Source organism: Flavobacterium sp. LC2016-23, assembly GCF_009674775.1.
Taxonomy (GTDB): domain Bacteria; phylum Bacteroidota; class Bacteroidia; order Flavobacteriales; family Flavobacteriaceae; genus Flavobacterium.
On record NZ_WKKE01000001.1, the window covers coordinates 318,547 to 340,517 of the forward strand.

Sequence of the window (21,971 nt, forward strand, 5' to 3'; positions counted from 1 at the left end):
ATTGAAATTTCAAATTTAAGTTATTTCTTTATAAACATAACATAGTTTGAATCTAAATTAAAAGCAGTTTGCTAAAAAATACTGAAAGTTAAATTTTCCTTTTCAATGGCGTTTTTTAGTTATTTTTGAAACACTAACAAAATTCATTTATATCAAGTAAATTAATGATAATGAAAAAAATAATAGGAATTTTTCTTATGGGTACAACTTTTTTTGCGTCACACGCACAAACCAATTCTGAGAATCCGCTGCTTAAAAAATGGATAGGCCCTTACGGTGGGGTTCCTGCTTTTAATGTGTATAAAGTATCAGATTTTAAACCGGCAATTGAATTTGCCATTCAGGAAAAGCTTAACGAAGTAGAGGCTATTGCCAATAATCCAAAATCGCCAACCTTTGATAATACAATAGCCGCTTTAGAGCTTTCCGGTAAAACCTTTACAAGAATTTATACAGTTTACGGAATTTACAGGTCAAATCTAAGCAGTCCTGAATTTAATGCCGTAGATACAGAAATGTCTCCAAAATTTTCTGAATTTAGTGATAAGATCAATCAGAATAAAAAGCTTTTCGAAAGAATAGCAACTTTATACAATTCAAAAGAGAGTAAAAAGCTTACTAGTGAGCAACAACGTTTAATTTGGCTGTATTACACAGATTTTGTTCGCGAAGGAGCAAAATTAAATAACGTGGATAAAGAAAAAGTAGCGGATATCAATAAACAACTCGCAACGCTTTTTACGCGATTCAGTCAAAATTTGCTGGCGGAAGAACATAATCAGTATGTGGAATTAAAGACAGAAGCAGATTTCGACGGTCTTCCGGCTGAAGTAAAAAATGCGGCAATTGCAGAAGCTAAAGAGCGAAAATTGGAAGTGATGGGATGTATTGCTAATACACGTTCTTCAATTGAACCTTTTTTAACCTTCTCCAATAGAAGGGATTTACGCGAAAAGGCTTTTGATATTTTTGTGAAACGCGGTGATAACGGAAATGCAAATGATAACAATGCAACTTTAGTGGCTATTTTGCAATTACGCGCGGAGAAAGCCAAAATATTGGGCTTCCCTTCATTTGCACATTGGAGTTTGTCTAATAAAATGGCAAAAGACCCTCAGAAAACGCTTGCCTTAATGGAATCGGTATGGGAACCAGCCGTTGAAAAAGTACATCAGGATGTTACCGAAATGCAAAAGATTGTAGATGCTGAAGGAGGAAAATTTAAAATTCAGCCCTGGGATTATCGCTATTATGCTGAAAAAGTCAGAAAAGCAAAATATGATTTGGACCAAAATGAGGTGAAGCCTTATTTGCAATTAGAAAATCTTCGCGAAGGAATGTTTTGGGTAGCAGGTGAATTGTTCAATTTGAGTTTTAAACAGATTACAAATGTTCCGGTGTATCATCCGGATGTGCGTGTTTGGGAGGTAAGTAATACACTTACGGGTAAAGTAGTCGGATTGTGGTATTTTGATCCTTATGCACGTACAGGAAAACGTTCCGGAGCCTGGATGAATTCTTATAGAGATCAGCAAAAACTGGATGGGGATGTGCTGACAATTGTCTCTAATAATTGCAATTTTATTAAAGGAGATACAAATGAACCTGTTTTAATTTCATGGGAAGACGCTACAACATTATTTCATGAATTTGGACATGCACTTCATGGTTTGTGTTCTAATGTTATTTATCCTAGTTTATCCGGTACATCGGTAGCCAGGGATTATGTAGAATTTCCTTCTCAGTTGTTAGAGCACTGGCTGGCTACTCCGGAAGTATTGAATAAATTTGCCCTTCATTATAAAACGAATCAGCCTTTGCCGCACGCATTGGTGGAAAGAATTGAAAGAGCAGCTAATTTTGGGGAAGGATTCTCTACAGTAGAAACCATTTCAAGTTCTTTAATAGATATGAAGCTTCATTTGGCTACGGAAACTATTAATCCTCATGAATTTGAAAAAGTGACTTTAGATGCCCTTCATATGCCTTCTGAAATTGTAATGCGTCACAGGATTCCACAATTTGGACATATTTTTTCGAGTGACGGATATGCAGCCGGCTATTACAGTTATTTGTGGGCAGATGTTATAAATGCAGATGCTTACGAGGCTTTCCTTGAAGGAAAAGGCCCGTATGACAAAGAAGTGGCCAAACGGCTTTATGAGACTGTATTTAGCGTTGGAAACACGATTGATCAGGAACAGGCCTACGAGAATTTTAGAGGAAGAGCACCTAAATCAGATGCTTTAATGAGAGCCAGAAATTTTCCGGTTACAGCTAAAAAGTAATCAGGTAAAAACTAAAATAAAAAAGCCCGAATAAATTAATATTCGGGCTTTTTATATTGAAAAAATAATATATTAACCTAGAGTAACTCTTTTGAAACCTGTAATTTCAACATTGAATCCTTTAACATAGTCACCAACTTTTTTACTGTCATCTTTGATGAAGTTTTGGTCTAGTAACGCTTTCTCCTGATCTAAAGTAGTATTGTCAGAGATGAAACGTTGCACTTTTCCAGGAATAATTTTATCCCAAATTTGCTCTGGTTTACCTTCCGCTTTTAATTCCGCTTTAGCATCTTCTTCAGCTTGTTTTAAAACTTCTTCAGTTAATTGAGAGTAAGAAATATATTTAGGTACATTTTTTAAAGTTTTTCCTAAACGTTTAGCTTCTTCATTATCCTTTTCGATTACAGCAATACGGGCAGCAAGTTCAGATTCAACGAAAGCAGGATCAAAATCTTTGTAAGATAATGTATCAGCTCCCATAGAAGCAACTTGCATAGAGATGTCTTTAGTTAAAACGTCACCATTAGCAATTGGCTCAGAAATTGCAGTTAATGCAGCAATTTTGTTAACGTGAACATAAGATCCAACGAAAGCACCTTCTAAGATTTCAAAACCACCGATTTCGATTTTTTCACCGATAACACCAGTTTGCTCGATTAATTTTTCAGCAACAGTAATTCCGTTGAAATCTGAAGCTAAGAATTCTTCTTTAGAAGAGAAGTTAATAGCTCTTTCTACCAATTCTTTAGCTAAAGTTACGAAAGCCTCATTTTTACCTACGAAATCTGTTTCGCAGTTTAAAGTGATGATCGCTCCTTTAGTTTTGTCAGCATTTACAAAAGAAACAGCAGCTCCTTCAGAAGACTCACGGTCAGAACGGTTAGCAGCAACTTTTTGTCCTTTTTCTCTAAGGTTTTGTATAGCTTTATCGAAATCTCCATCAGCTTCAACTAAAGCTTTTTTACAGTCCATCATTCCGGCACCTGTAGTTTGTCTTAATTTATTTACGTCTGCAGCAGTAATTGTTGCCATAATATTTTGAATTTTAATGTTAAAAGTAAAAATTCCATCTTTTAAATTCCAAATTCCAATTTTAATAAATTATCAACATTATGTTTTTAATTATTCTTGGATTTTGGAATTTAAAATTTGGAATTTAAATTGTTTATTTATTCTTCAGTTGCAGGAGCAGCAGCTTCAACAGCTGGTGCAGCCTCTACAGCAGGAGCAGCTTCAGCAGCAGCTTCTTCAGTAAACACTTCAGTTTCTTTGTCAGAACCTCTGTCAGAAAGACCTTCGATTACGGCAGCAGTTACTAAAGATAAAATTTTGTCAATTGATTTAGAAGCATCATCATTTGCAGGAATAACGTAATCAACCTCTCTTGGGTCAGAATTCGTATCAACCATTGCGAAAACTGGAATGTTTAATTTTTGTGCTTCTTTTATTGCGATATGTTCCGCTTTGATATCTACTACGAACAATGCAGCTGGTAGTCTTGACATGTCAGCGATTGAACCTAAGTTTTTCTCTAATTTAGCACGTAGACGATCCACTTGCAAACGCTCTTTTTTAGAAAGGGTCATGAAAGTACCATCTTTCTTCATTTTATCAATAGAAGACATTTTTTTAACTGCCTTTCTGATAGTTACGAAGTTCGTTAGCATTCCACCAGGCCATCTTTCAGTGATGTAAGGCATGTTTGCAGCTTTTGCTTTTTCAGCAACGATATCTTTTGCTTGTTTTTTGGTAGCTACGAATAAAATTTTTCTACCTGATGCAGCGATTTTTTTCAAAGCTTCATTAGCTTCTTCGATTTTTGCTGCAGTTTTATATAGATTGATAATGTGTATACCATTACGCTCCATATAAATGTAAGGGGCCATGTTTGGATCCCATTTTCTAGTCATGTGTCCGAAGTGAACACCTGCTTCTAGTAAGTCTTTTACTTCTATTTTGTTTGCCATTTTTGTACTAGTTTACGTTCTGTTGATTAGCAATGTATAAATGGCGGTTTCCCTGGCTTTATACATTTAGATGCTAAACTATTTCCTGCCTCGACAGGAGAGCAACAACAACTGTGTTTTTTAATTTCAATAAATAATTGATCATGTCTTGTCCCAAATGAACAAGACAGGTAATATTAACGTTTAGAGAATTGGAATCTCTTACGAGCTTTCTTCTGACCGAATTTCTTACGTTCAACCATTCTTGGATCTCTTGTTAATAAACCTTCTGGTTTAAGGATAGCTCTGTTTTCAGCATTTACTTCACACATAACACGTGCTAATGCCATTCTTACAGCTTCTGCCTGACCAGTTGAACCACCTCCGTAAACGTTTACTTTTACATCAAAGTTGTTTACATTTTCTGTCATAGACATTGGTTGTAAAACTTTGTATTGTAAAGTTGCAGTTGGAAAGTAAGTTGCGAATTCTTTTTTGTTTACAGTGATTTTTCCTGTTCCTTCAGAAACATATACACGTGCAACAGCGGTTTTTCTTCTACCGATTTTGTGAATAACTCCCATTACTTAAGATCGTTTAGGTTAACAGTTCTAGGTTTTTGAGCGCCTTGTTTGTGCTCAGATCCTACAACAACATTTAGATTTCTAAAAAGTTCAGCACCTAGTTTGTTTTTAGGTAACATTCCTTTTACAGCTTTCTCTACTAATAATGCAGGGTTTTTAGATTGCAATACTTTAGCAGTTAAAGTTCTTTGTCCTCCTGGGTAACCTGTATGACGCATGTAAATTTTGTCATTCATTTTTGTACCTGTAAGGTTAATTTTTTCTGAGTTGATAACAATTACGTTATCTCCACAGTCAACGTGCGGTGTGTAACTTGGCTTGTACTTACCTCTTAAGATCATTGCAACCTTTGAAGCAAGACGACCTAAGTTATGACCTTCAGCGTCAACAACAATCCACTCTTTCGTTACAGTGGCTTTGCTAGCTGAAATTGTCTTGTAGCTTAATGCGTCCATAATATTATTTTAATTAAACATTCCATCCCCAATAAAGGGGATGCAAAAGTACAATTAATTATTTTAAAACCAAATACCTTAAATGATTATTTTAACGGCTGATTTTCAGGAGTTATTTTTTCATCTAAAACAATAAAAAAACCATCTTTACAAAATGAAGTAAAGATGGTTTGTAAAAGGCTGATAAAAAAATAATTTACACTATAAATATATTGGCTATGTTTACAACTTGTTGTGTAGTAAGTGGTTCGTCATAAGCTTCAGATCCTGCCGAAGCACCAAATAAGGTTGCGGTATTATATCCTGCCTGCACGGTAACTCCTTCACCATCATAGACAGCTTGTGTCGCTTCCGGCATTCCGGCACCTCTTTCTGCATTTGAAATCCATCCTTTTAAACCGCGCAGTCTTCGTACTTCAGAAGCGTGACGTGCTTCAACAGAATGTATTTGTAATGCGGCAGTCAATAAATCCGGAGTCGAAATCAGGTTTGCGGCCTGGCCCTTATAGGCTCTTACACCTGTGTCTTCAAATGCCTGGGCTAATGCTAAAAATGTCTGATAATTTCCAAAAGGATCAAAAGCACCGCCCACCGTAAAGTCGAAAGTGGGTTTCGGAACAAAGTTAGCGCTCGAGGTGCCACCTAATCCCGCAATTAGGAATTTTACGTGATCGGCTTCATGATCGGCTATTTGCTGAAAAACTTTTAAATCACGACCACCATTTTCTGATGCCGGAATTACGCCTGAATCTAATGCCATCGCATAAAACTCGTTTTCGAGATATTCTAATGTCAGGGCAAATTGCAAAGCTCCGATTGGCGTTGCGGGAGTGGGAGTGATGTCTTGTGCCATTGCTTTATTCGCTAATGCTGATAAGCCGAATGGAATGGAGGCGAATGCTAAATTTTTTCCAAGATTTCCAAATTGTGTAAAACTGTCTCTTCTGGAACCTGTACTGGTCATAATACCTTCATTAGTAAATGACTCTATAAATTTTAATATATTCATAATTTCTAGTTTTAAAGTGCATTAATATTAAGGTAAAAATTTAGCTGTAAATGGTGTTGTAATAAATCCGCCTGCAATGGCTAATATTTTAGACGGGTCTTTTGCATCATCCAGTCCGGTAGTCATATTTACAATATCATCTCCTGCAAAATCTTTGGAATTAGGATTAATTAAGCTTCTGATTGCAGAGGCATGTCTGGCTTCTACGGAAACAATTTTTCCGGCTAGTAACAGATAATCAGCACTTTTAATTAGTTTGCCCGCACCATTGTAGGCAGCAACACCAGTATCTTCAAGAGCTTTGGCAGTGGCCAGTACATCAGTACGGCTATTAAAGTTTAATGCACCGTAATTAAAAGCCAGTGTTGGTAGTAACTGGGAACCCGGATCCGGCAAACCGCCAGTTAAAGCCGTTTTGAAGAAATCTCTGTGCACTACTTCATGATGGTATAAATCTGTAAGTACCTGTTTCTCGATTTCGTTAAAAGTGGTATTGAAATTTGAAGCGTTTACAACTTTAGTATAAAAGTCAGCTTCTAGTTGCTCTAAAGCATATGCATAGGTTAAAACGCCAAAATCTCCGGCGCCTAAGTCAAATTTTCCATTTCTGATTCCCGGTAACATATTGTCTACAACCGGGTCGTCATTATCATTATCACTACACCCGGCCATAAGTAACCCCGCACTAACAACTGTCAGTCCGCTCAGTTTGAGAAAATTCCTTCTGTTGTTCAATGAAGTGTCAACCTCCTGAATCCTTACTTCGTTTTTCATAATTAAATTTTTTAAGGTTATTAATAGCAAATCATATATTATCGGTACATAAGTATTAACGGAATTTTAAAAAGCATGGTTTTAGGTTTTTGTTTTTTTTAACACTCATTTCCTACTTAAAGGTAGATTATTTTTTTTGTAATAAAATTCTCTTTTAATTATTATAAACTTCTGATAATCTGTACGAATTTATTTTTTTTTACTCTTTTTCATCACTTTTATTTAAAATAAAAGTGCGTGAATGCTTATAATTTACAGGTATTAATGTAAGATTTTTTATAATTATTTTTTTTGGAATTTATGGTTTTATTTTAACATAAATATTTCCAATAAGTAGGTTTTTACTTTATAAATTAAAGTTGATTATGTTTGTTTTTTTTAAAGAAACGATCAATTTTTGATATTTTTTTTTAAAATAATTATAAAATAAGAGATGAATCAACTTTAATAATTTAACTCAGCTTTTACTTTGATTTTGTTGTAATTTCACTAATTCTACTATATTTGTACTAATTCCATAAATTATGATAGAATGAAAGCTAAAGCAACTTTAAAACAAATCGCGAAAGAACTTAATGTTTCTGTATCAACAGTTTCTAAAGCGCTTAATGATAGCCCTGAAATTAGTGAGCAAACCAAAATCAAAATTAAAGAGTATGCTAAACTAAAAAATTACAAACCAAATGTTATTGGTCTGAATTTGAAGAATCGTAAAACAAAAACCATTGGAGTTATTATACCTAATATACTAAACTCATTTTTTGCGAAGGTTTTTAGCGGTATCGAAAAAGTAGCGGACAAAAAAGGATATAACGTAATTACCTGTATTTCGAATGAATCTCTGGAAAAAGAAATTCATACACTTGAAATGCTTAGTAACGGAACTATTGACGGTTTTATATTGTCAGTTTCTGAAGAAGCGCAGAAACTACAGGAATACAATCATTTTTCAGCAATTATAAATGACGGAACTCCTATTGTAATGTTTGACAGAATTGCCGATGAAGTAGAATGTGACAAAGTGGTGGTTGATGATTTTGATTCGGCTTTGAATTCTACTCAGCATTTAATTAATTTAGGATGCAAAAATATCGCCCTGATTTCTTCTGTAGACAATTTAAGTGTTGGAAAACTAAGAGCTGATGGCTATCTGAAAGCTTTAAAAGACAACAACATTCCGGTAAATGAAAAAATCATTCTTCGTACTGATTCTGAAGACGACATGAAAGCTAAAATTGATTCCATTTTTGATAATAAAATTGATGCGATTTTTGCTTTGGATGAAAATGATTCAGTAGCTGCTTTAAGAGTGAGTCTGAAAAAAGGATTCAGAGTTCCGGAAGATATTTCAATAATTGGTTTTGCAGATGGAATCCTGGCTTCAAGACGCCTGTCACCAAGTTTAACCACAGTAAGTCAGCACGGAATAGAGATTGGCGAAGTTGCGGCCAAAAGGTTAATCAAGAGACTCGAAGAAAACGAAGAAGAAACCTCTGATTATGAAACAATTGTTATAAAAACAGTACTGAAAGAACGGGAGTCAACTCGTAAAGTATAGTTTAAAAAAGAGATAAATAAAAAAAGACTGTCCCGAAAAGGACAGTCTTTTTTTTTATTTGTGTCATTTCGACGAAGGAGAAATCACATAAAGTGAAGACGTACAGTTTGTCGTTCTCGGGATTTGGTTTCTCATCCGTCAGAAATGACAAGATTGCAGAAATCTACACTCTAAAATGAAATTAATGCGCTTCCAGCCAGTCTTTACCCATACCTAATTCCACTTCTAACGGAACGGCCATTTTAAAAGCATTTTCCATTTCGTGTTTGATCATGGGCTGGATTTTTTCGAGTTCATCGTTGTGAACGTCGAACACAAGCTCATCATGTACCTGAAGCAGCATTTTAGATTTCCAGTTTTCTTCTTTTAATTTTTTATGAATGTTGATCATGGCAATTTTAATGACATCAGCAGCACTTCCCTGAATAGGCGCATTTACGGCATTTCGTTCAGCAGCACTTCTCACCACTGCATTTGCAGAATTGATATCTTTCAGATAACGACGACGTCCCAAAATGGTTTGAACATATCCTTTTTCGCGGGCGAACTCAATTTGTTCTGAAATATAAGATTTCAGTCTCGGGTAGGTCTTGTAATACGCTTCAATCAAAGCGGCACTTTCACTTCTGGATAATGAAGTCTGGTTACTTAGTCCAAAAGCCGAAACGCCATAGATAATTCCGAAGTTTACGGTTTTGGCATTGCTTCTTTGTTCGCGGGAAACTTCCTCTAACGGAACATCAAACACTTTTGCGGCAGTTGCTTTGTGAATGTCTTCTCCGTTTTGGAAGGCAGCAATCATATTTTCTTCTCCGCTGAGAGCCGCAATAATTCGCAATTCAATTTGAGAGTAATCGGCAGAGATCAGCGTATGATTTTCATCTCTTGCGACAAAAGCTTTACGAATCTGACGGCCTCTTTCGGTACGGATCGGAATATTCTGCAGGTTCGGATTATTAGAACTCAAACGTCCCGTTGCGGCCACGGTTTGCATATAATCGGTATGAACACGTAAGGTTTTTTTGTCTACCTGTTCCGGTAAAGCCAGAATATAAGTGCTCTGTAACTTTACCATCTGACGCCAGTCGAGAATTTCTTTTACAATCGGATTGTCATTGGCTAAATACGTTAAAACTTCTTCGCCGGTAGCGTACTGACCTGTTTTGGTTTTCTTTTGCTTGGCGCCGCCTATTTTCATTTTATCAAATAAGATATCGCCCAATTGTTTTGGTGAGGCCAGATTAAATTTCTCGCCCGCAGTTTCGTATATTTTTTGCTCCAGAGATTTAATTTCAACATCCATTTCTTTAGACATGGCACTTAAAAATTCCACATCCAGACGGATTCCTTCGGTTTCCATTGCAGCCAGAACACTTACTAACGGAATTTCGATTTCATCAAATAACTTTTTAGTTTCGGTTTTATCTAATTCTGCTGTAAAAATTTCTTTTAACTGCAAAGTGATATCGGCATCTTCAGCGGCATATTCTTTGATTTCTTCAAGCGCAACATCACGCATCGAAATTTGATTTTTACCTTTTTTACCAATTAAGGTTTCAATTGATTTTGGTGAATACTTCAAATACGTTTCCGCTAAAATATCCATATTATGACGCATATCCGGGTTAATCAGATAGTGTGCAATCATAGTGTCAAAAAGTTTTCCTTTTACAGTAACGCCATAATTAGAAAGGATTTTCAAGTCATATTTTAAATTCTGACCAATTTTTTCGATATTTTCATTTTCAAAAAACGGAATAAATTTGTCTATCAAAGTTTGCGCTTCTTCCTGGCTTTCCGGAAACGGAACATAATATCCTTTTCCTTTTTCATAAGAAAATGAAATACCAACCAATTCAGCATGTAAAGCATCTAAGCCTGTAGTTTCGGTATCGAAACAAACTGAAGACTGTTTTTGTAAATTTTGCAGCAATAATTTTATACCCAAATCGCCTTCAACAGCCTGATAGGAGTGAGGGGTATTGTCTAATGTCGTGTAAAAAGAAGTTCTCGCGGTTTCGGGGTTTTCATCTGACGTTGCACTTCCAAAAAGATCAAACTGATCCTCGTTTTTAGGTTGTGGTTTTTTGTATAATTTGGCATCAGGTACTTCATTTGTAGTTGGAGCACCTCCTGTTTTAAACAAATTGTCAAACTGTTCCGCCATTCTTCTGAATTCCAGTTCCTGAAAAATAGCATCTGTTTTTTCAATATCCGGACGGGTTAATTCGTAATCCGTTTCATTAAAAACAACATCGCAATCTATAATAATAGTAGCCAGTTTTTTAGAAAGTATTCCTTTCTCTTTATTGGCTTCAATGTTTTCTTTCATTTTTCCTTTCAGCAAATGCGTATTGGCCAAAAGGTTCTCCATTGATCCGAATTCTTTCAGGAATTTCTTTGCGGTAACTTCTCCAACACCGGGCAGTCCCGGAATATTATCGACAGCATCACCCATCATTCCAAGGAAATCAATTACCTGCTCGGGTCTCTCAATTTCAAACTTGGCTAAAACTTCAGGTACACCCCAGATTTCAATTCCGTTCCCCATACGGGCCGGTTTGTACATGAAAATATTTTCAGAAACCAATTGTGCAAAATCCTTATCGGGTGTGACCATAAAGACTTTGTAATTTTGTTTCTCAGCTTGTTTTGCAATGGTACCAATTAAATCATCGGCCTCACAGCCATTGGCTTCAATAATTGGAATGTGCATAGCATTTAATAAGCTCTGAATATAGGGAACGGCAATTTTTATAGCTTCAGGAGTTTCGTCACGGTTGGCTTTATATTCGGTATACATTTCTGTTCGCACATGACTTCCGCCTTTGTCAAAAGCTACCGCCAAATGATCCGGTTTTTCTCTTTTGATGACATCCAGCAGGGAATTCATAAAGCCCATAATGGCAGATGTATCCATTCCTTTGGAGTTAATTCTCGGATTTTTTATGAAAGCGTAATAACCACGGAATATGAGCGCATAAGCATCAAGAAGAAAAAGACGTTTTTGAGTTGACATAAAAAAAAATATTAGTCTGTAAAAATAATCAATTGGGTCCTCAAAAATCAGACTAACAAGATTTTTTTTTAACCATGTAAGTTATGTGAGTTCATTTAAGCTTTATGAATAGGCGTAATGTTTAAACACACTGCATTACACCTTTACTTAAATGAACTTATATTACTTATATGGTAGAAATGCATCAAAAATCCCTGCTAAGTTAATCTGAAGTTAAAATTTCTAAACTGGCCGGTTTCTTCATTTGGTCTTCATTTTACAGAGGTAAATTTGATCTGTAATTAAAAAGGTTATTAATTTTAAATTGTAGAAATCATGAGAAATTTTTTAATGTTACTCGTAGCAGTTTTAGGAACTACAGCAATGGTTAATGCATTTCCGCCTGTAAAAGTTGGTCCTGTAAAAGAAGTTAAAGCAACTCCGGTAAAAGAAGTTAAAGCTACAAAACATCCGAGAAAAAAAGCTGAGAAAAAAGCAAAATCTGAGAAAAAAGAAGCTGCAAAATCAGAAGCCTCTGCTATGAAAAAATAAAGGTTGTTTTTGTTTTGCTTTCGAAGGATTGTAAGGGGAGCAAAACAGAAAGGATAATTATGGAGAAAGCTGATAAAGAAATTTATCAGCTTTTTTTGATTCGTTAATTTTTTAATAATAGGCAACAAGGCTTTTTATAATTGCTTAATTTTAGTTGCGCTTAGAATTTGTGTCTATGAATATTTTAATTGTTGAAGATAATAAGGAGCTTGCTGCAGAAGTGTATGATTTTTTATGCAATACAGGTTATGTGTGCAAGATAACCCACAATTGCAGTGATGCTTTAGAAGAGGTAAACAGTAATGATTATGATGCTATGCTGCTCGATCTTGGGCTGCCCGATGGCGATGGCTTTGAGGTTTTGAAGGCCGTTCGCAAAACCAAATCAAAAATGGCTGTGATTGTCATTACGGCTCGTGGCGAATTAGACGACAGAATCAATGGTTTGCATCTTGGTGCAGATGATTATCTGACAAAACCTTTTGCCTTAACGGAACTGAGTGCCCGCCTGTTTGCGGTTATTCGCAGAATGCATGGGTTTACTTTAAATGACTTAGTGGTTCATGGTTTTTCCCTGCAATTGCAGGACTATAAAGTGAGCTACAATGATATTCCGGTTAATCTGACCAAAAAAGAGTTTGATATTTTTCAGTATTTGGTGCTGAATAAAAATCGGGTGATTACAAGGCTGCAATTAACAGAGCACATTTGGGGAGATATTCTCGAAGTTAACTCAGACTCTAATTTTATAGATGTTCATGTTCGGAACCTTCGAAAAAAATTGGATAAACATACCGATATCAGCTGGTTTGAAACAGTCCGAAATGTTGGCTATCGAATTAACGAGTAAATAAGATACTGTGAAGATAAAACACCAATTGGCAATTTTTAATGCGCTGACAAGATTGCTGGTAATTTTGGTTTTGTGGTTAATGCTGCCCATTTTGGCCGAAAATGTAGTTTACAGCCATATCAATAATGGATTGCTTGAAAAAAAGAAAAAATTTATTGACCACTTAAATCAGGATGAGATTAATGATTTTATCGAAAATCCCAGTGATTCGACCGAAACCTATTCCCAATTTTCTACGCTGCACAGTGAGTTTCTGGTACTTTCAAAAGTTCCGGTTAAGCCCCATCAAAAAGAAACTACTTTTAGTAATGATTATCGCATTATTGAAGGAGAACAGAATGAGTACCGAATTCTACGATATCATTTCACCTATGAAAAAGAAGGATACCAACTCGAAATCGGAAGTGATATTAGCGAAGTAAACGATCTCACCTTTATCATTCGTCTGTTTATTATTATTGTTTTGGTGATTATACTTCTTGTTACATTCCTGGCGGATACGTTTTATATTGAATATCTGCTAAAACCTTTTTATAAAATTATTGATACTAAAATCCGGCGTGTCAATGAACCCGAAACTTTCGATCACACACCAATAAAAGCAAAGTCACGAGATTTCAGAGAGCTTGATTTGGTTTTGAATCAGATGATGGATCGTATTGGGGAACTTTTTAAAAAAGAAAAACAATTTATCTCCAATGTTTCCCACGAACTTCTTACGCCCATTGCTTTGCTCAAAAATAAGCTGGAAAATTTATTGCAGAATGATTCCCTGAATGATACTGCGGTGGATAAAATCGCGAGTTCTCTGAAGACATTGGACATGCTGAAAAAAATCATCAATAACCTGCTGTTGATTTCCCGAATCGAAAACAATCAGTATACAACCGAGGAAGAGGTTCATTTCTATGAAATCATAACAGACATGCAGGAAGATCTTCAGGACAGGATCGAAGATAAAGAGATCGAATTTTCGAATACAATGGAACATGATTTTAGTTTTAAGGGAAATAAAACGCTAATTCATATTCTCATTTATAATCTGATTACAAATGCAATTAAATACAATCATCAAAAAGGAAAAATTACGATTGCTGACGGATTCTTAAACCGACACTATTTTATTGCTATCGAAGATTCAGGAATCGGGATGGATCCTTCGCAAATCGAAAAGATATTCAGCCGTTTCGCCCGAATCAATTCAGATCAGGACGGGCAAGGCTTGGGACTTGCTATTGCAGACAGCATTGCTAATTTTCATCATATAGAAATTAAAGTGACCTCGGGAATTAACCAGGGAACAACATTCATGCTTTTGTTCCCTGAAACGGCAAAAACTTAAATTAAAGTTAATTTTTTTTAACACAACAAATCTTCATTTAATCTTCATTTAGTGATTCTATCTTTGGCTTATAAATAATCAAATAATAATAATTTATAAAATTCAAAGTCATGAAAAAATTAGTAATGTTAGCAGTAGCAGTTTTAGGAACAACAGCAATGGTAAACGCTCAGACCACTCCGGCACAAACCACTCCGGTAAAAGAAGCCAAAGCTCCTAAAAAAGAGAAAAAAGCAGAGAAAAAAGCTAAAAAAGCAGAGGTTAAAGCAGAAGCTGCCAAAGCGGAAACAAAAAAATAAAAAGTAATTTTTATTTGGTTTCAAAGCTTTTGGTTTGGCTCTGAAATGATGAATAAAGATAATTTTAAGCAGAGGGAAAGGCTGGTAAAGAAATTTATCAGCCTTTTGATTTATATTTGAGTTAAATTTTTGATAATAAAAAGCAATAAAAAATTCATTCTTTGTTACTTTGCTTAAAACTATACCTATAATGATTATTCGTTTTGTAATTCTTTGTGCTCTTTTTTTATTTATTGAGTTCTATTCTTATCAAGCCTTTCGTACTTTAATCAAACTAAGATGGGTTTTGGTGAGTTATCAAATTATAAGCGTACTGCTTTTAATTTTTATCATTTATTCTTTTTCACAGGTGGATCGTTCCGTTGGACAAACGAGACAGTTTATGTTTACCACTGGCCTGATGCTGTTGGTATACGTACCGAAAATTGTACTGACACTAATTATGTTTGGCGAAGATATTTTCAGGGCAGGAGCGGGAATAGTGAATTATTTTGTGTACAATTCAAGTGGTTCAGAAGCGATTCCGTCAAGACGAAAATTCATCAGCCAGATTGGTTTAGGATTGGCTGCGGTTCCTTTTCTGTCCTTAATTTACGGGATTTTTGAAGGCAAGTATAATTTTAAGGTAATTAAACAGACAATTTTCTTTCCGGATCTTCCTGATGCTTTTGATGGTTTTAAAATTACTCAGATTTCGGATGTTCACAGCGGAAGTTTTGATAATCCGGAGAAGATCAGTTATGCCATTGACCTGATCAATCAGCAGGAAGCGGACATGATTTTGTTTACAGGAGATATCGTCAATACACATGCAAAAGAAATGCATCCGTGGTTGGAAACTTTCAATAAAATAAAAGACTATAAATACGGTAAGTTTTCCGTTTTAGGAAACCATGATTACGGCGAATATGTTACCTGGCCGTCTGAAGCGCAAAAAGCAGAAAATTTCGAAGCCATAAAGAAATTATATGGCCAGATTGGCTTTAAATTGCTGCTAAATGAACACACTTACATCCAAAAAGGCGATGATAAAATCGCCTTGATCGGAGTAGAGAACTGGGGGCAGAATTTTAAAAAAGCCGGAGATTTGAACAAAGCTTCGCAAAATGTAGCTCAGGATGATTTTAAAGTCTTAATGAGTCATGATCCAAGTCATTGGGAATATGAAATCAAGAACCATCCTAAAAACTTTCACCTGACATTGTCTGGACACACTCACGGCATGCAGTTTGGTATTGAAATACCGGGTTATTTTAAATGGAGTATTGCCCAGTATATTTACAAACAGTGGGCAGGATTATATCAAGAGTTAGGCCGATATGTATATGTGAACCGCGGTTTTGGTTTTCATGCCTATCCGGGACGAGTGGGTATTATGCCGGAGATAACGGTCATTGAACTAAAAAAAGGCAAGAATGTGGCTTAATTCGTTAAAAATGCTACATTTGTATTAAACTATCTCTTTTTAATAGATTAAAAGAATTAAATTTTTGGTTTTATGTCAAAATTTGGAGAACTTATAAATGCTCAGGTTCCAGTGTTAATTGATTTTTACACAGATTGGAACGAATCATCTGTGTCCATGCATCCCGTTATTAAGGATGTGGCTGCTGCACTTGGCGATAAGGCCAAAGTTATTAAAATCGATGTAGATAAAAACCAGGAACTTGCTGAGGCGTTGCGTATAAAAGGACTGCCTACTTTAATGATTTACAAAGAAGGACAAATGATCTGGAGACAGTCAGGAGAACTGGATGCCAATACAATAATCGGAATTGTTCAGGATCAATTCAACTTATAATACTACAAGATTGTAGATGTGATTTAGTGAATAATATCAAAAGCAAATCCATTTTCTTTTAGGAAATGCAGTGTTTTAGGTAAGGCAAATTTTAAATTTTCTGAAGCTTTTACACTGTCATGAAAAACGATAACACTTCCGGATTTTACATTTTTAGTAACGTTTTCAAGGCATTTTTCGGGAGTAATACTCTGATCGAAGTCAGCACTTAACACATCCCACATTACTATTTTATAGCCTAAGTTTCTTAGAATCTTAGATTGCTCTTTTTTGATCTTTCCGTAAGGCGGACGAAAAATCAACGGATTTAGGTTTTTTTCTTCTGAAAGGACCGTAGCGCAATTTTTTACATTCTCAATATAATCATTGGTTTTGCTTTTCCACCCGTTAATATGGTTCATGGTATGATTTCCTATGGAATGCCCTTCAGTAATCAGTTTTTCAAATAAGGAAGAATTTGCTTTGATGTTTTTTCCGATACAAAAAAAGGTGGCTTTGGCATCAAATTTTTTCAATTCAGATAAAACCCAGTCTGTAACTTCAGGAGTTGGGCCATCATCAAAAGTGAGGTATATTTTCTTTTCATTGTTCGGAATATCCCAACAATATTTAGAAAACACCCTTTTGATGAATGCGTTAGTTTTTACCCAATAGAAGCTCATTTTTCAAAATGATTTAGTGATATGTAAAAATAAAAAATGTAGCGCTATTTATCTAACAGCGCTACATTTTTTTAATTGCTAATATTTTCGTATATTATTCTTTTTCTCTTCCAAAACGTTCGAAAACATTTACATAAGTATTAAAAGTTATTTTATGTTTTTCATAGAATGCCTGGTCGTTATTGTCTTTCATTACTTCCAGTAAGCTTCTGTAACGCTCAATTTCCGTAATAATATCAATGGCTAAGTCGGTTTGGTCTGAAGCGCTTAATGTTGCATAATAATTCAGTTCCTCTTTGTATTTCTGAATCAGTTTGTTTAGCAGATCCTGAGCTTTTGCTTTTTCTCCGACTTTATAATATCCGCCTGCGAAAGGTTCTACTAACGAATAGTATCCGAATTTGTCCAAAGGCATTTTTGTCATGGCTAAATTGATCACATTTTTAGCTTTGTCAATTTTCCCTTCTTCAATAAGCTGATTCATCAAACGAGACAGATTAGTGCGATATGTAATACTGTTTCTTCTTGTTTCCGGGTCGTGATAGATTTTAGTGCTTTCACTGTTGCCCCAGTCCCACTTCATTACAATATTGTACATTTTATCGGCATCAATTTGCCCCATGTCCATTGGTCCGCCCTCTTTTGAAGGGGTATTTTTAACAGGAACTAATTTGTAAACCATTCCGTCTAATTGTAAATAGTCTTTCAGCCACAAATAATCTTCGTCATCAAAAGCGCCTCCGCTAAAATAGATCGGTCTTTTCCAGTTATTATTCGCTAAAATATCCAACATCATTAAGCGGTTTTTGTATAACGCGCTTCCTTTGATGTTAATGTCCATATAAGGAACGATAGAGTCATTGTATTTTGGGTTGACCACTTTGTTTTTAATAATTAAAGCTTTGTCAACAGGAACCCTGATTTTGTTAGTTGGATAAAAATGAATCGTCTGCCCATTTTGTAAACCTACAGTCGATTTTGGATTTTTAATAAAACTAATAAAGTCATTGATGTTCCAACGTGTTTCTATTTTTGGAATATGAGCCACGTAATCCAGTTTATCACCCACATATTCGGCATGTGTAAATGATATCGGCAGTGGTTCAGATTCGTACGATTTGGCTTTCATCTGGTCAATGTACCAGTCCGTCATAAAAAGGCTCGTATTTACGATTTTCACATCTGTTCGTATACCTTCGATTTCCTGGGCATACCACAACGGGAACGTATCATTATCTCCAATGGTAAATAAGATGGCGTCTTTATCGCAGGAAGTTAAATAGGCTTTTGCCATTGCAACAGCTGTATATTTACCGGATCTGTCATGATCGTCCCAGTTTTGGGAAGCCATTAAAACAGGAGCGGCCAATAAACTTCCGGCAATAATAATCGGACCGGCAAGCTTAGGTGCAATATATTTCTGGATACTTTCGTATAAAGAATATACTCCAAATCCTATCCAGATGGCAAATACATAAAAGGACCCTACAAGTGCATAATCCCTTTCACGAGGTTCAAAAGGTCTTTCGTTCAGGTAAATTTTAAGCGCAATTCCGGTGAATAAGAATAAAGCCAAAAGCACGTAAAAACTTTTAAGGTCTTTATTGGCGTGATACATAAGTCCGATTAGCCCTAAAATAAAAGGCAGGAAGAAGTAAACGTTTCTTCCTTTGTTGTTGAGTACATCAGTAGGTAAATTATCCTGAGAGCCAAGATGCAGCGAATCAAGTGCTTTGATTCCGCTAATCCAGTTCCCGTCTAAATTATCGTATTTTCCCTGAATATCGTTCTGGCGTCCGACAAAGTTCCACATCAGGTATCTCCAGTACATATATCCGAATTGGTATTCGAACATAAAACTAAAGTTGTCTACAGTGGATGGTTTTTCGATAATTAAGTAATCACCGTAACTTTTGAGGAATTTTGTATAACCTTCGTTGTCAATTTGTTTTTGAGCATACGCCTTTCTGAATTCAGAAACCGTTTTCTCTACTTCATTACGCAACTGAGCAGTAGCTTTGTTGTACTCCTCTTCACTTAACTGACTGGCGTCAATTCCGTACTTCGCCAGATCATCTTCGTAAGGGTAATTTGGATTTATTTTGAAACTCGGAGGATTGGTAAAACTGATATAGTTCTGAATGTGGCTGGTTTCGGTACTCCACATTCTTGGCAGAATCGCTTTTTGATTGTCGTCTGTATTTTGTTCCGCGTTTTTATAATTGTTGGTGATAACGTATTTTCCGGTTTTGTAATCTCTTTCGTAGTTTGGATTTTTGTCTAAATATGGTGTTTTAGCGTCCAGACCGGCAAAAACTTCAGTATACTGAGGTCCGTAAAACAATGGATTAACGCCATATTGTTCACGATTATAGTAGGCTAAAACCTCTGTAGCATCCGATGGTTTGTTTTCGTTAATTACCGTATTGGCGTTAGCACGAACCGGCAACATCATCCAGGTGGAGAAACCTATTAAAATAAATAAAACACAAAGAATAATGGTGTTGTAGAAAATAAGCCCTTTTTGTTTGGTATATTTTAATCCGAAATAAAAGAAAGCAATAAAGAGCAATGCGACAAAAATACTTCCTGAATTGAAAGGCAGTCCCATGCTGTTTACCATGAAAATTTCAGTTTTACCAAAGAAAGCCATCGTTAAGGGTAAAAGTAATTTGAAGATAAATAACAAAATACCGATCACTACTACATTGGCAATTAAAAAGTTCTTGATCGTAACTTTTTCGTAATGTTTAAAATAATATAAAAATCCTATTGAAGGAATCGTCAGCAATGCCATGAAGTGAACTCCAAACGAAAGACCGATCACAAGTGAGATCACCAATAACCATTTGTTTCCTTTTGGTTTGTCCATATCCTGTTCCCAGCGAAGTCCAAGCCAGAAAAGCAAGGCAATTAATAAAGACGCCATTGCATACACTTCAGCTTCAACAGCATTAAACCAGAAACTGTCTGAAAAAGTATAGGCCAAAGCTCCTACAAAGGAACTTCCTAAGATTACAATTGAATTGCTTTGATTGATTTCGGCAAAACGAGCTATAATTTTTTTCAAAATCATAGAAGAAGACCAAAACAAAAACAAAATAGTGAAGGCACTTGAGAAAACAGACATCATATTTACCATCACGGCCACATGCTGATTGTCTATAGCAAACATGGCAAAGAAAGCGCCCATCATTTGAAATAAAGGAGCTCCGGGTGGGTGACCCACTTCCAGTTTGGCTGCTGTAGCAATATATTCGCCACAATCCCAAAAGCTCATTGTAGGTTCAACAGTTAGTGTATAAGTAATTAAAGCGATTGCAAATGCAAACCAACCAATAATTGTATTCCATTTATTGAAATTGAATTGTGCCATATTTAGGTGTTAAAATTTTGTTTGTTTTCTATCCTACAAAGAAAATGTTTTTTTGCGTAAAGAATGGAGCATTAACAAAAAATTCTATAAAAGTATTTCCTAATGGTAATATATTGTTTGTGAAATACTTGCAGAAATATTGCGGATTTTGAAGGGCAGAAAATGAAAAAAAATGATTTTTTTTCATCAAAAAGTTTGTGCAAACTAAAAAAAGCTTTAAATTTGCACTCGCTTAACAGCATTGCTGGTCTATGGTGTAATGGTAACACAACTGTTTTTGGTGCAGTCTTTCAAGGTTCGAGTCCTTGTAGACCAACATAAAAGCCTCTCAATCGAGAGGCTTTTTTTATGTAATAAAAATTTGCGCAGACTAAAAAAAAGATTTAAGTTTGCACTCGCTTAACAGCACTGCTGGTCTATGGTGTAATGGTAACACAACTGTTTTTGGTGCAGTCTTTCAAGGTTCGAGTCCTTGTAGACCAACATAAAAGCCTCTCAATCGAGAGGCTTTTTTTATGCAGTAAAGTTGTGATCTTAAACGCAAAGAAACAAAACGCAAGGTTCGCAAAGTTTAATAAATAAGCTTTGTGATCCTTGTGCAAATCTTTGCGTTCTTTGCGGTTAAATTAAAGCTTGGCAAGTAATACAGTATTATTTATGTAAAGTGGAGGGAGCTACCCCGAATTTCTTTTTAAATGAAAATGAAAAATGCGATAAGTCTTCAAAACCAACTCCAATATAAACTTCAGAAGGAGCTTTCCCTTTTTCCTTGATCAGATAATACGCTTCCTGAAGTCTTTTGTTCAGCAGCCAGTGTCCGGGTGTTTCCTGAAAGACTTTCTGAAAATCCCTTTTAAAAGTAGCCAGACTTCTTCCGGTGAGATAGGCAAAACGATTTAAGTGTACATTAAAATGGAAATTTCTGTTCATGAAAGCTTCCAGATCAATTTTACCGGGCTCGTTAAAGTCAAATAAGAGGTCTTTAAGTTCAGGATTTACTTTGAGTAGAAGATGAACGGCTTCTTTGATTTTTAAATTAAATAAAACTTCATTGTTTTCCTCTTCCACTTTCAGGTAAGACAGGAGTGAAGTCATAAAGGATTGGTAGAGCGGGTGTGGATTTAAAGGTATGATTGCAGCTTCGTCGGGTTTCTTCTCAATTTTAAATTGATATTCCTGGTAGATTTCACGCAGGATTTCCTGATCCAAAAAGAGTGATATCACTTTAAATTCGCCTCCTTCCGGCGGGATTTTTACAAATTTGGCCAAATGATTTCTTTTGCTGATTCTAAAATCACCTGGTTTGGAGTGATAAGTTTTTTTGCTGTCAGAAGCAATCATTTCGCCTGAAATCTGGTAGCTGAACACGTGTTCAGGTATAAAATGTTCTCCTTCGCGACTGCGTGCATAATAACAGGAGTACAATATCTTAGGTTTTGTATTTGCTTTGATCGATGACATACTGTAAAGT

At 35.6% G+C, this 21,971-nt stretch carries 18 protein-coding genes and 2 tRNA genes; 10 read left to right on the forward strand and 10 right to left on the reverse strand.

The window, feature by feature from the left end; all coding sequences use genetic code 11:
- The first annotated feature begins 170 nt into the window (after positions 1–170).
- Positions 171–2,288 carry a M3 family metallopeptidase gene (locus tag GJU43_RS01370; RefSeq protein WP_154339067.1) on the forward strand — a complete coding sequence of 706 codons (2,118 nt, stop codon included), beginning with the start codon at positions 171–173 and terminating at the stop codon, positions 2,286–2,288.
- Between the two features lie 72 nt (positions 2,289–2,360).
- Here GJU43_RS01370 and tsf read toward each other — a convergent pair whose 3' ends face one another.
- The 6 genes from tsf to GJU43_RS01400 all read right to left on the reverse strand — a co-directional run bounded on the left by tsf (position 2,361) and on the right by GJU43_RS01400 (position 7,059).
- Positions 2,361–3,323: a translation elongation factor Ts gene (gene tsf, locus GJU43_RS01375; RefSeq protein WP_154339068.1), complete on the reverse strand. Its 963-nt coding sequence runs from the start codon at positions 3,321–3,323 to the stop codon at positions 2,361–2,363.
- A gap of 137 nt (positions 3,324–3,460) precedes the next feature.
- A complete protein-coding gene (rpsB, locus tag GJU43_RS01380; RefSeq protein ID WP_154339069.1) occupies positions 3,461–4,258 on the reverse strand; it encodes a 30S ribosomal protein S2 in 798 nt (265 codons plus the stop codon).
- A 176-nt stretch (positions 4,259–4,434) separates the two neighbouring features.
- The gene (rpsI, locus tag GJU43_RS01385) at positions 4,435–4,821 is read right to left on the reverse strand and encodes a 30S ribosomal protein S9 (RefSeq protein ID WP_007808909.1); all 387 of its coding nucleotides are present in this window, start codon (positions 4,819–4,821) and stop codon (positions 4,435–4,437) included.
- Positions 4,821–5,276: a 50S ribosomal protein L13 gene (gene rplM / locus GJU43_RS01390; protein WP_007808911.1), complete on the reverse strand. Its 456-nt coding sequence runs from the start codon at positions 5,274–5,276 to the stop codon at positions 4,821–4,823. Before rplM ends, rpsI begins: the two co-directional genes overlap by 1 nt.
- Positions 5,277–5,472: 196 nt before the next feature.
- Positions 5,473–6,285, reverse strand: a complete 813-nt coding sequence (locus tag GJU43_RS01395) for a ferritin-like domain-containing protein (protein WP_154339070.1) — start codon at positions 6,283–6,285, stop codon at positions 5,473–5,475.
- Positions 6,286–6,312: 27 nt separating this feature from the next.
- Positions 6,313–7,059 (reverse strand): ferritin-like domain-containing protein, encoded by a 747-nt coding sequence (locus GJU43_RS01400; protein ID WP_154339071.1) that lies wholly within the window; start codon positions 7,057–7,059, stop codon positions 6,313–6,315.
- A 532-nt stretch (positions 7,060–7,591) separates the two neighbouring features.
- Between GJU43_RS01400 and GJU43_RS01405 the strand changes: the two genes are divergently transcribed.
- Positions 7,592–8,617, forward strand: a complete 1,026-nt coding sequence (locus GJU43_RS01405) for a LacI family DNA-binding transcriptional regulator (RefSeq protein ID WP_154339072.1) — start codon at positions 7,592–7,594, stop codon at positions 8,615–8,617.
- Positions 8,618–8,798: 181 nt separating this feature from the next.
- Here GJU43_RS01405 and polA read toward each other — a convergent pair whose 3' ends face one another.
- Entirely contained in the window at positions 8,799–11,636 is a 2,838-nt protein-coding gene (gene polA / locus GJU43_RS01410; protein ID WP_154339073.1) for a DNA polymerase I, read from the reverse strand.
- 315 nt (positions 11,637–11,951) lie between these two features.
- Here polA and GJU43_RS01415 point away from each other — a divergent pair, with 315 nt between their 5' ends.
- The 6 genes from GJU43_RS01415 to GJU43_RS01440 all read left to right on the forward strand — a co-directional run bounded on the left by GJU43_RS01415 (position 11,952) and on the right by GJU43_RS01440 (position 16,462).
- Positions 11,952–12,167, forward strand: coding sequence for a hypothetical protein (locus GJU43_RS01415; protein ID WP_154339074.1), 216 nt, complete (start codon positions 11,952–11,954; stop codon positions 12,165–12,167).
- A gap of 175 nt (positions 12,168–12,342) precedes the next feature.
- Positions 12,343–13,017 (forward strand): response regulator transcription factor, encoded by a 675-nt coding sequence (locus tag GJU43_RS01420; protein WP_154339075.1) that lies wholly within the window; start codon positions 12,343–12,345, stop codon positions 13,015–13,017.
- A gap of 10 nt (positions 13,018–13,027) precedes the next feature.
- Complete coding sequence (locus GJU43_RS01425) at positions 13,028–14,362, forward strand: sensor histidine kinase (RefSeq protein ID WP_370455466.1); 1,335 nt, start codon at positions 13,028–13,030, stop codon at positions 14,360–14,362.
- A 110-nt stretch (positions 14,363–14,472) separates the two neighbouring features.
- Positions 14,473–14,661 (forward strand): hypothetical protein, encoded by a 189-nt coding sequence (locus tag GJU43_RS01430; protein WP_132031690.1) that lies wholly within the window; start codon positions 14,473–14,475, stop codon positions 14,659–14,661.
- A gap of 190 nt (positions 14,662–14,851) precedes the next feature.
- Complete coding sequence (locus tag GJU43_RS01435) at positions 14,852–16,087, forward strand: metallophosphoesterase (RefSeq protein ID WP_154339076.1); 1,236 nt, start codon at positions 14,852–14,854, stop codon at positions 16,085–16,087.
- A 72-nt stretch (positions 16,088–16,159) separates the two neighbouring features.
- Positions 16,160–16,462, forward strand: coding sequence for a co-chaperone YbbN (locus GJU43_RS01440; protein WP_132031686.1), 303 nt, complete (start codon positions 16,160–16,162; stop codon positions 16,460–16,462).
- A 23-nt stretch (positions 16,463–16,485) separates the two neighbouring features.
- Here the strand turns inward: GJU43_RS01440 and GJU43_RS01445 are convergent, their stop codons facing one another.
- Together GJU43_RS01445 and GJU43_RS01450 are read right to left on the reverse strand one after the other, a co-directional pair.
- Positions 16,486–17,124: a polysaccharide deacetylase family protein gene (locus GJU43_RS01445; RefSeq protein WP_154339077.1), complete on the reverse strand. Its 639-nt coding sequence runs from the start codon at positions 17,122–17,124 to the stop codon at positions 16,486–16,488.
- Between the two features lie 94 nt (positions 17,125–17,218).
- Positions 17,219–20,500, reverse strand: coding sequence for a DUF2723 domain-containing protein (locus tag GJU43_RS01450; RefSeq protein WP_154339078.1), 3,282 nt, complete (start codon positions 20,498–20,500; stop codon positions 17,219–17,221).
- 245 nt (positions 20,501–20,745) lie between these two features.
- Here GJU43_RS01450 and GJU43_RS01455 point away from each other — a divergent pair.
- Positions 20,746–20,816, forward strand: a tRNA-Gln gene (locus tag GJU43_RS01455).
- A gap of 96 nt (positions 20,817–20,912) precedes the next feature.
- Positions 20,913–20,983: transfer RNA gene (locus GJU43_RS01460), tRNA-Gln, on the forward strand.
- A 168-nt stretch (positions 20,984–21,151) separates the two neighbouring features.
- Here the strand turns inward: GJU43_RS01460 and GJU43_RS01465 are convergent.
- On the reverse strand, positions 21,152–21,961 hold the full coding sequence (locus GJU43_RS01465; RefSeq protein WP_154339079.1) for an AraC family transcriptional regulator: 810 nt from the start codon (positions 21,959–21,961) through the stop codon (positions 21,152–21,154).
- Between the last annotated feature and the right edge of the window lie 10 nt (positions 21,962–21,971).

Coding starts and splice junctions, on each gene's coding strand:
- GJU43_RS01370 (WP_154339067.1), top strand. CDS start 171: ATGAAAAAAATAATAGGAATTTTTCTTATGGGTACAACTTTTTTTGCG.
- tsf (WP_154339068.1), bottom strand. CDS start 3,323: ATGGCAACAATTACTGCTGCAGACGTAAATAAATTAAGACAAACTACA.
- rpsB (WP_154339069.1), bottom strand. CDS start 4,258: ATGGCAAACAAAATAGAAGTAAAAGACTTACTAGAAGCAGGTGTTCAC.
- rpsI (WP_007808909.1), bottom strand. CDS start 4,821: ATGGGAGTTATTCACAAAATCGGTAGAAGAAAAACCGCTGTTGCACGT.
- rplM (WP_007808911.1), bottom strand. CDS start 5,276: ATGGACGCATTAAGCTACAAGACAATTTCAGCTAGCAAAGCCACTGTA.
- GJU43_RS01395 (WP_154339070.1), bottom strand. CDS start 6,285: ATGAATATATTAAAATTTATAGAGTCATTTACTAATGAAGGTATTATG.
- GJU43_RS01400 (WP_154339071.1), bottom strand. CDS start 7,059: ATGAAAAACGAAGTAAGGATTCAGGAGGTTGACACTTCATTGAACAAC.
- GJU43_RS01405 (WP_154339072.1), top strand. CDS start 7,592: ATGAAAGCTAAAGCAACTTTAAAACAAATCGCGAAAGAACTTAATGTT.
- polA (WP_154339073.1), bottom strand. CDS start 11,636: ATGTCAACTCAAAAACGTCTTTTTCTTCTTGATGCTTATGCGCTCATA.
- GJU43_RS01415 (WP_154339074.1), top strand. CDS start 11,952: ATGAGAAATTTTTTAATGTTACTCGTAGCAGTTTTAGGAACTACAGCA.
- GJU43_RS01420 (WP_154339075.1), top strand. CDS start 12,343: ATGAATATTTTAATTGTTGAAGATAATAAGGAGCTTGCTGCAGAAGTG.
- GJU43_RS01430 (WP_132031690.1), top strand. CDS start 14,473: ATGAAAAAATTAGTAATGTTAGCAGTAGCAGTTTTAGGAACAACAGCA.
- GJU43_RS01435 (WP_154339076.1), top strand. CDS start 14,852: ATGATTATTCGTTTTGTAATTCTTTGTGCTCTTTTTTTATTTATTGAG.
- GJU43_RS01440 (WP_132031686.1), top strand. CDS start 16,160: ATGTCAAAATTTGGAGAACTTATAAATGCTCAGGTTCCAGTGTTAATT.
- GJU43_RS01445 (WP_154339077.1), bottom strand. CDS start 17,124: ATGAGCTTCTATTGGGTAAAAACTAACGCATTCATCAAAAGGGTGTTT.
- GJU43_RS01450 (WP_154339078.1), bottom strand. CDS start 20,500: ATGGCACAATTCAATTTCAATAAATGGAATACAATTATTGGTTGGTTT.
- GJU43_RS01465 (WP_154339079.1), bottom strand. CDS start 21,961: ATGTCATCGATCAAAGCAAATACAAAACCTAAGATATTGTACTCCTGT.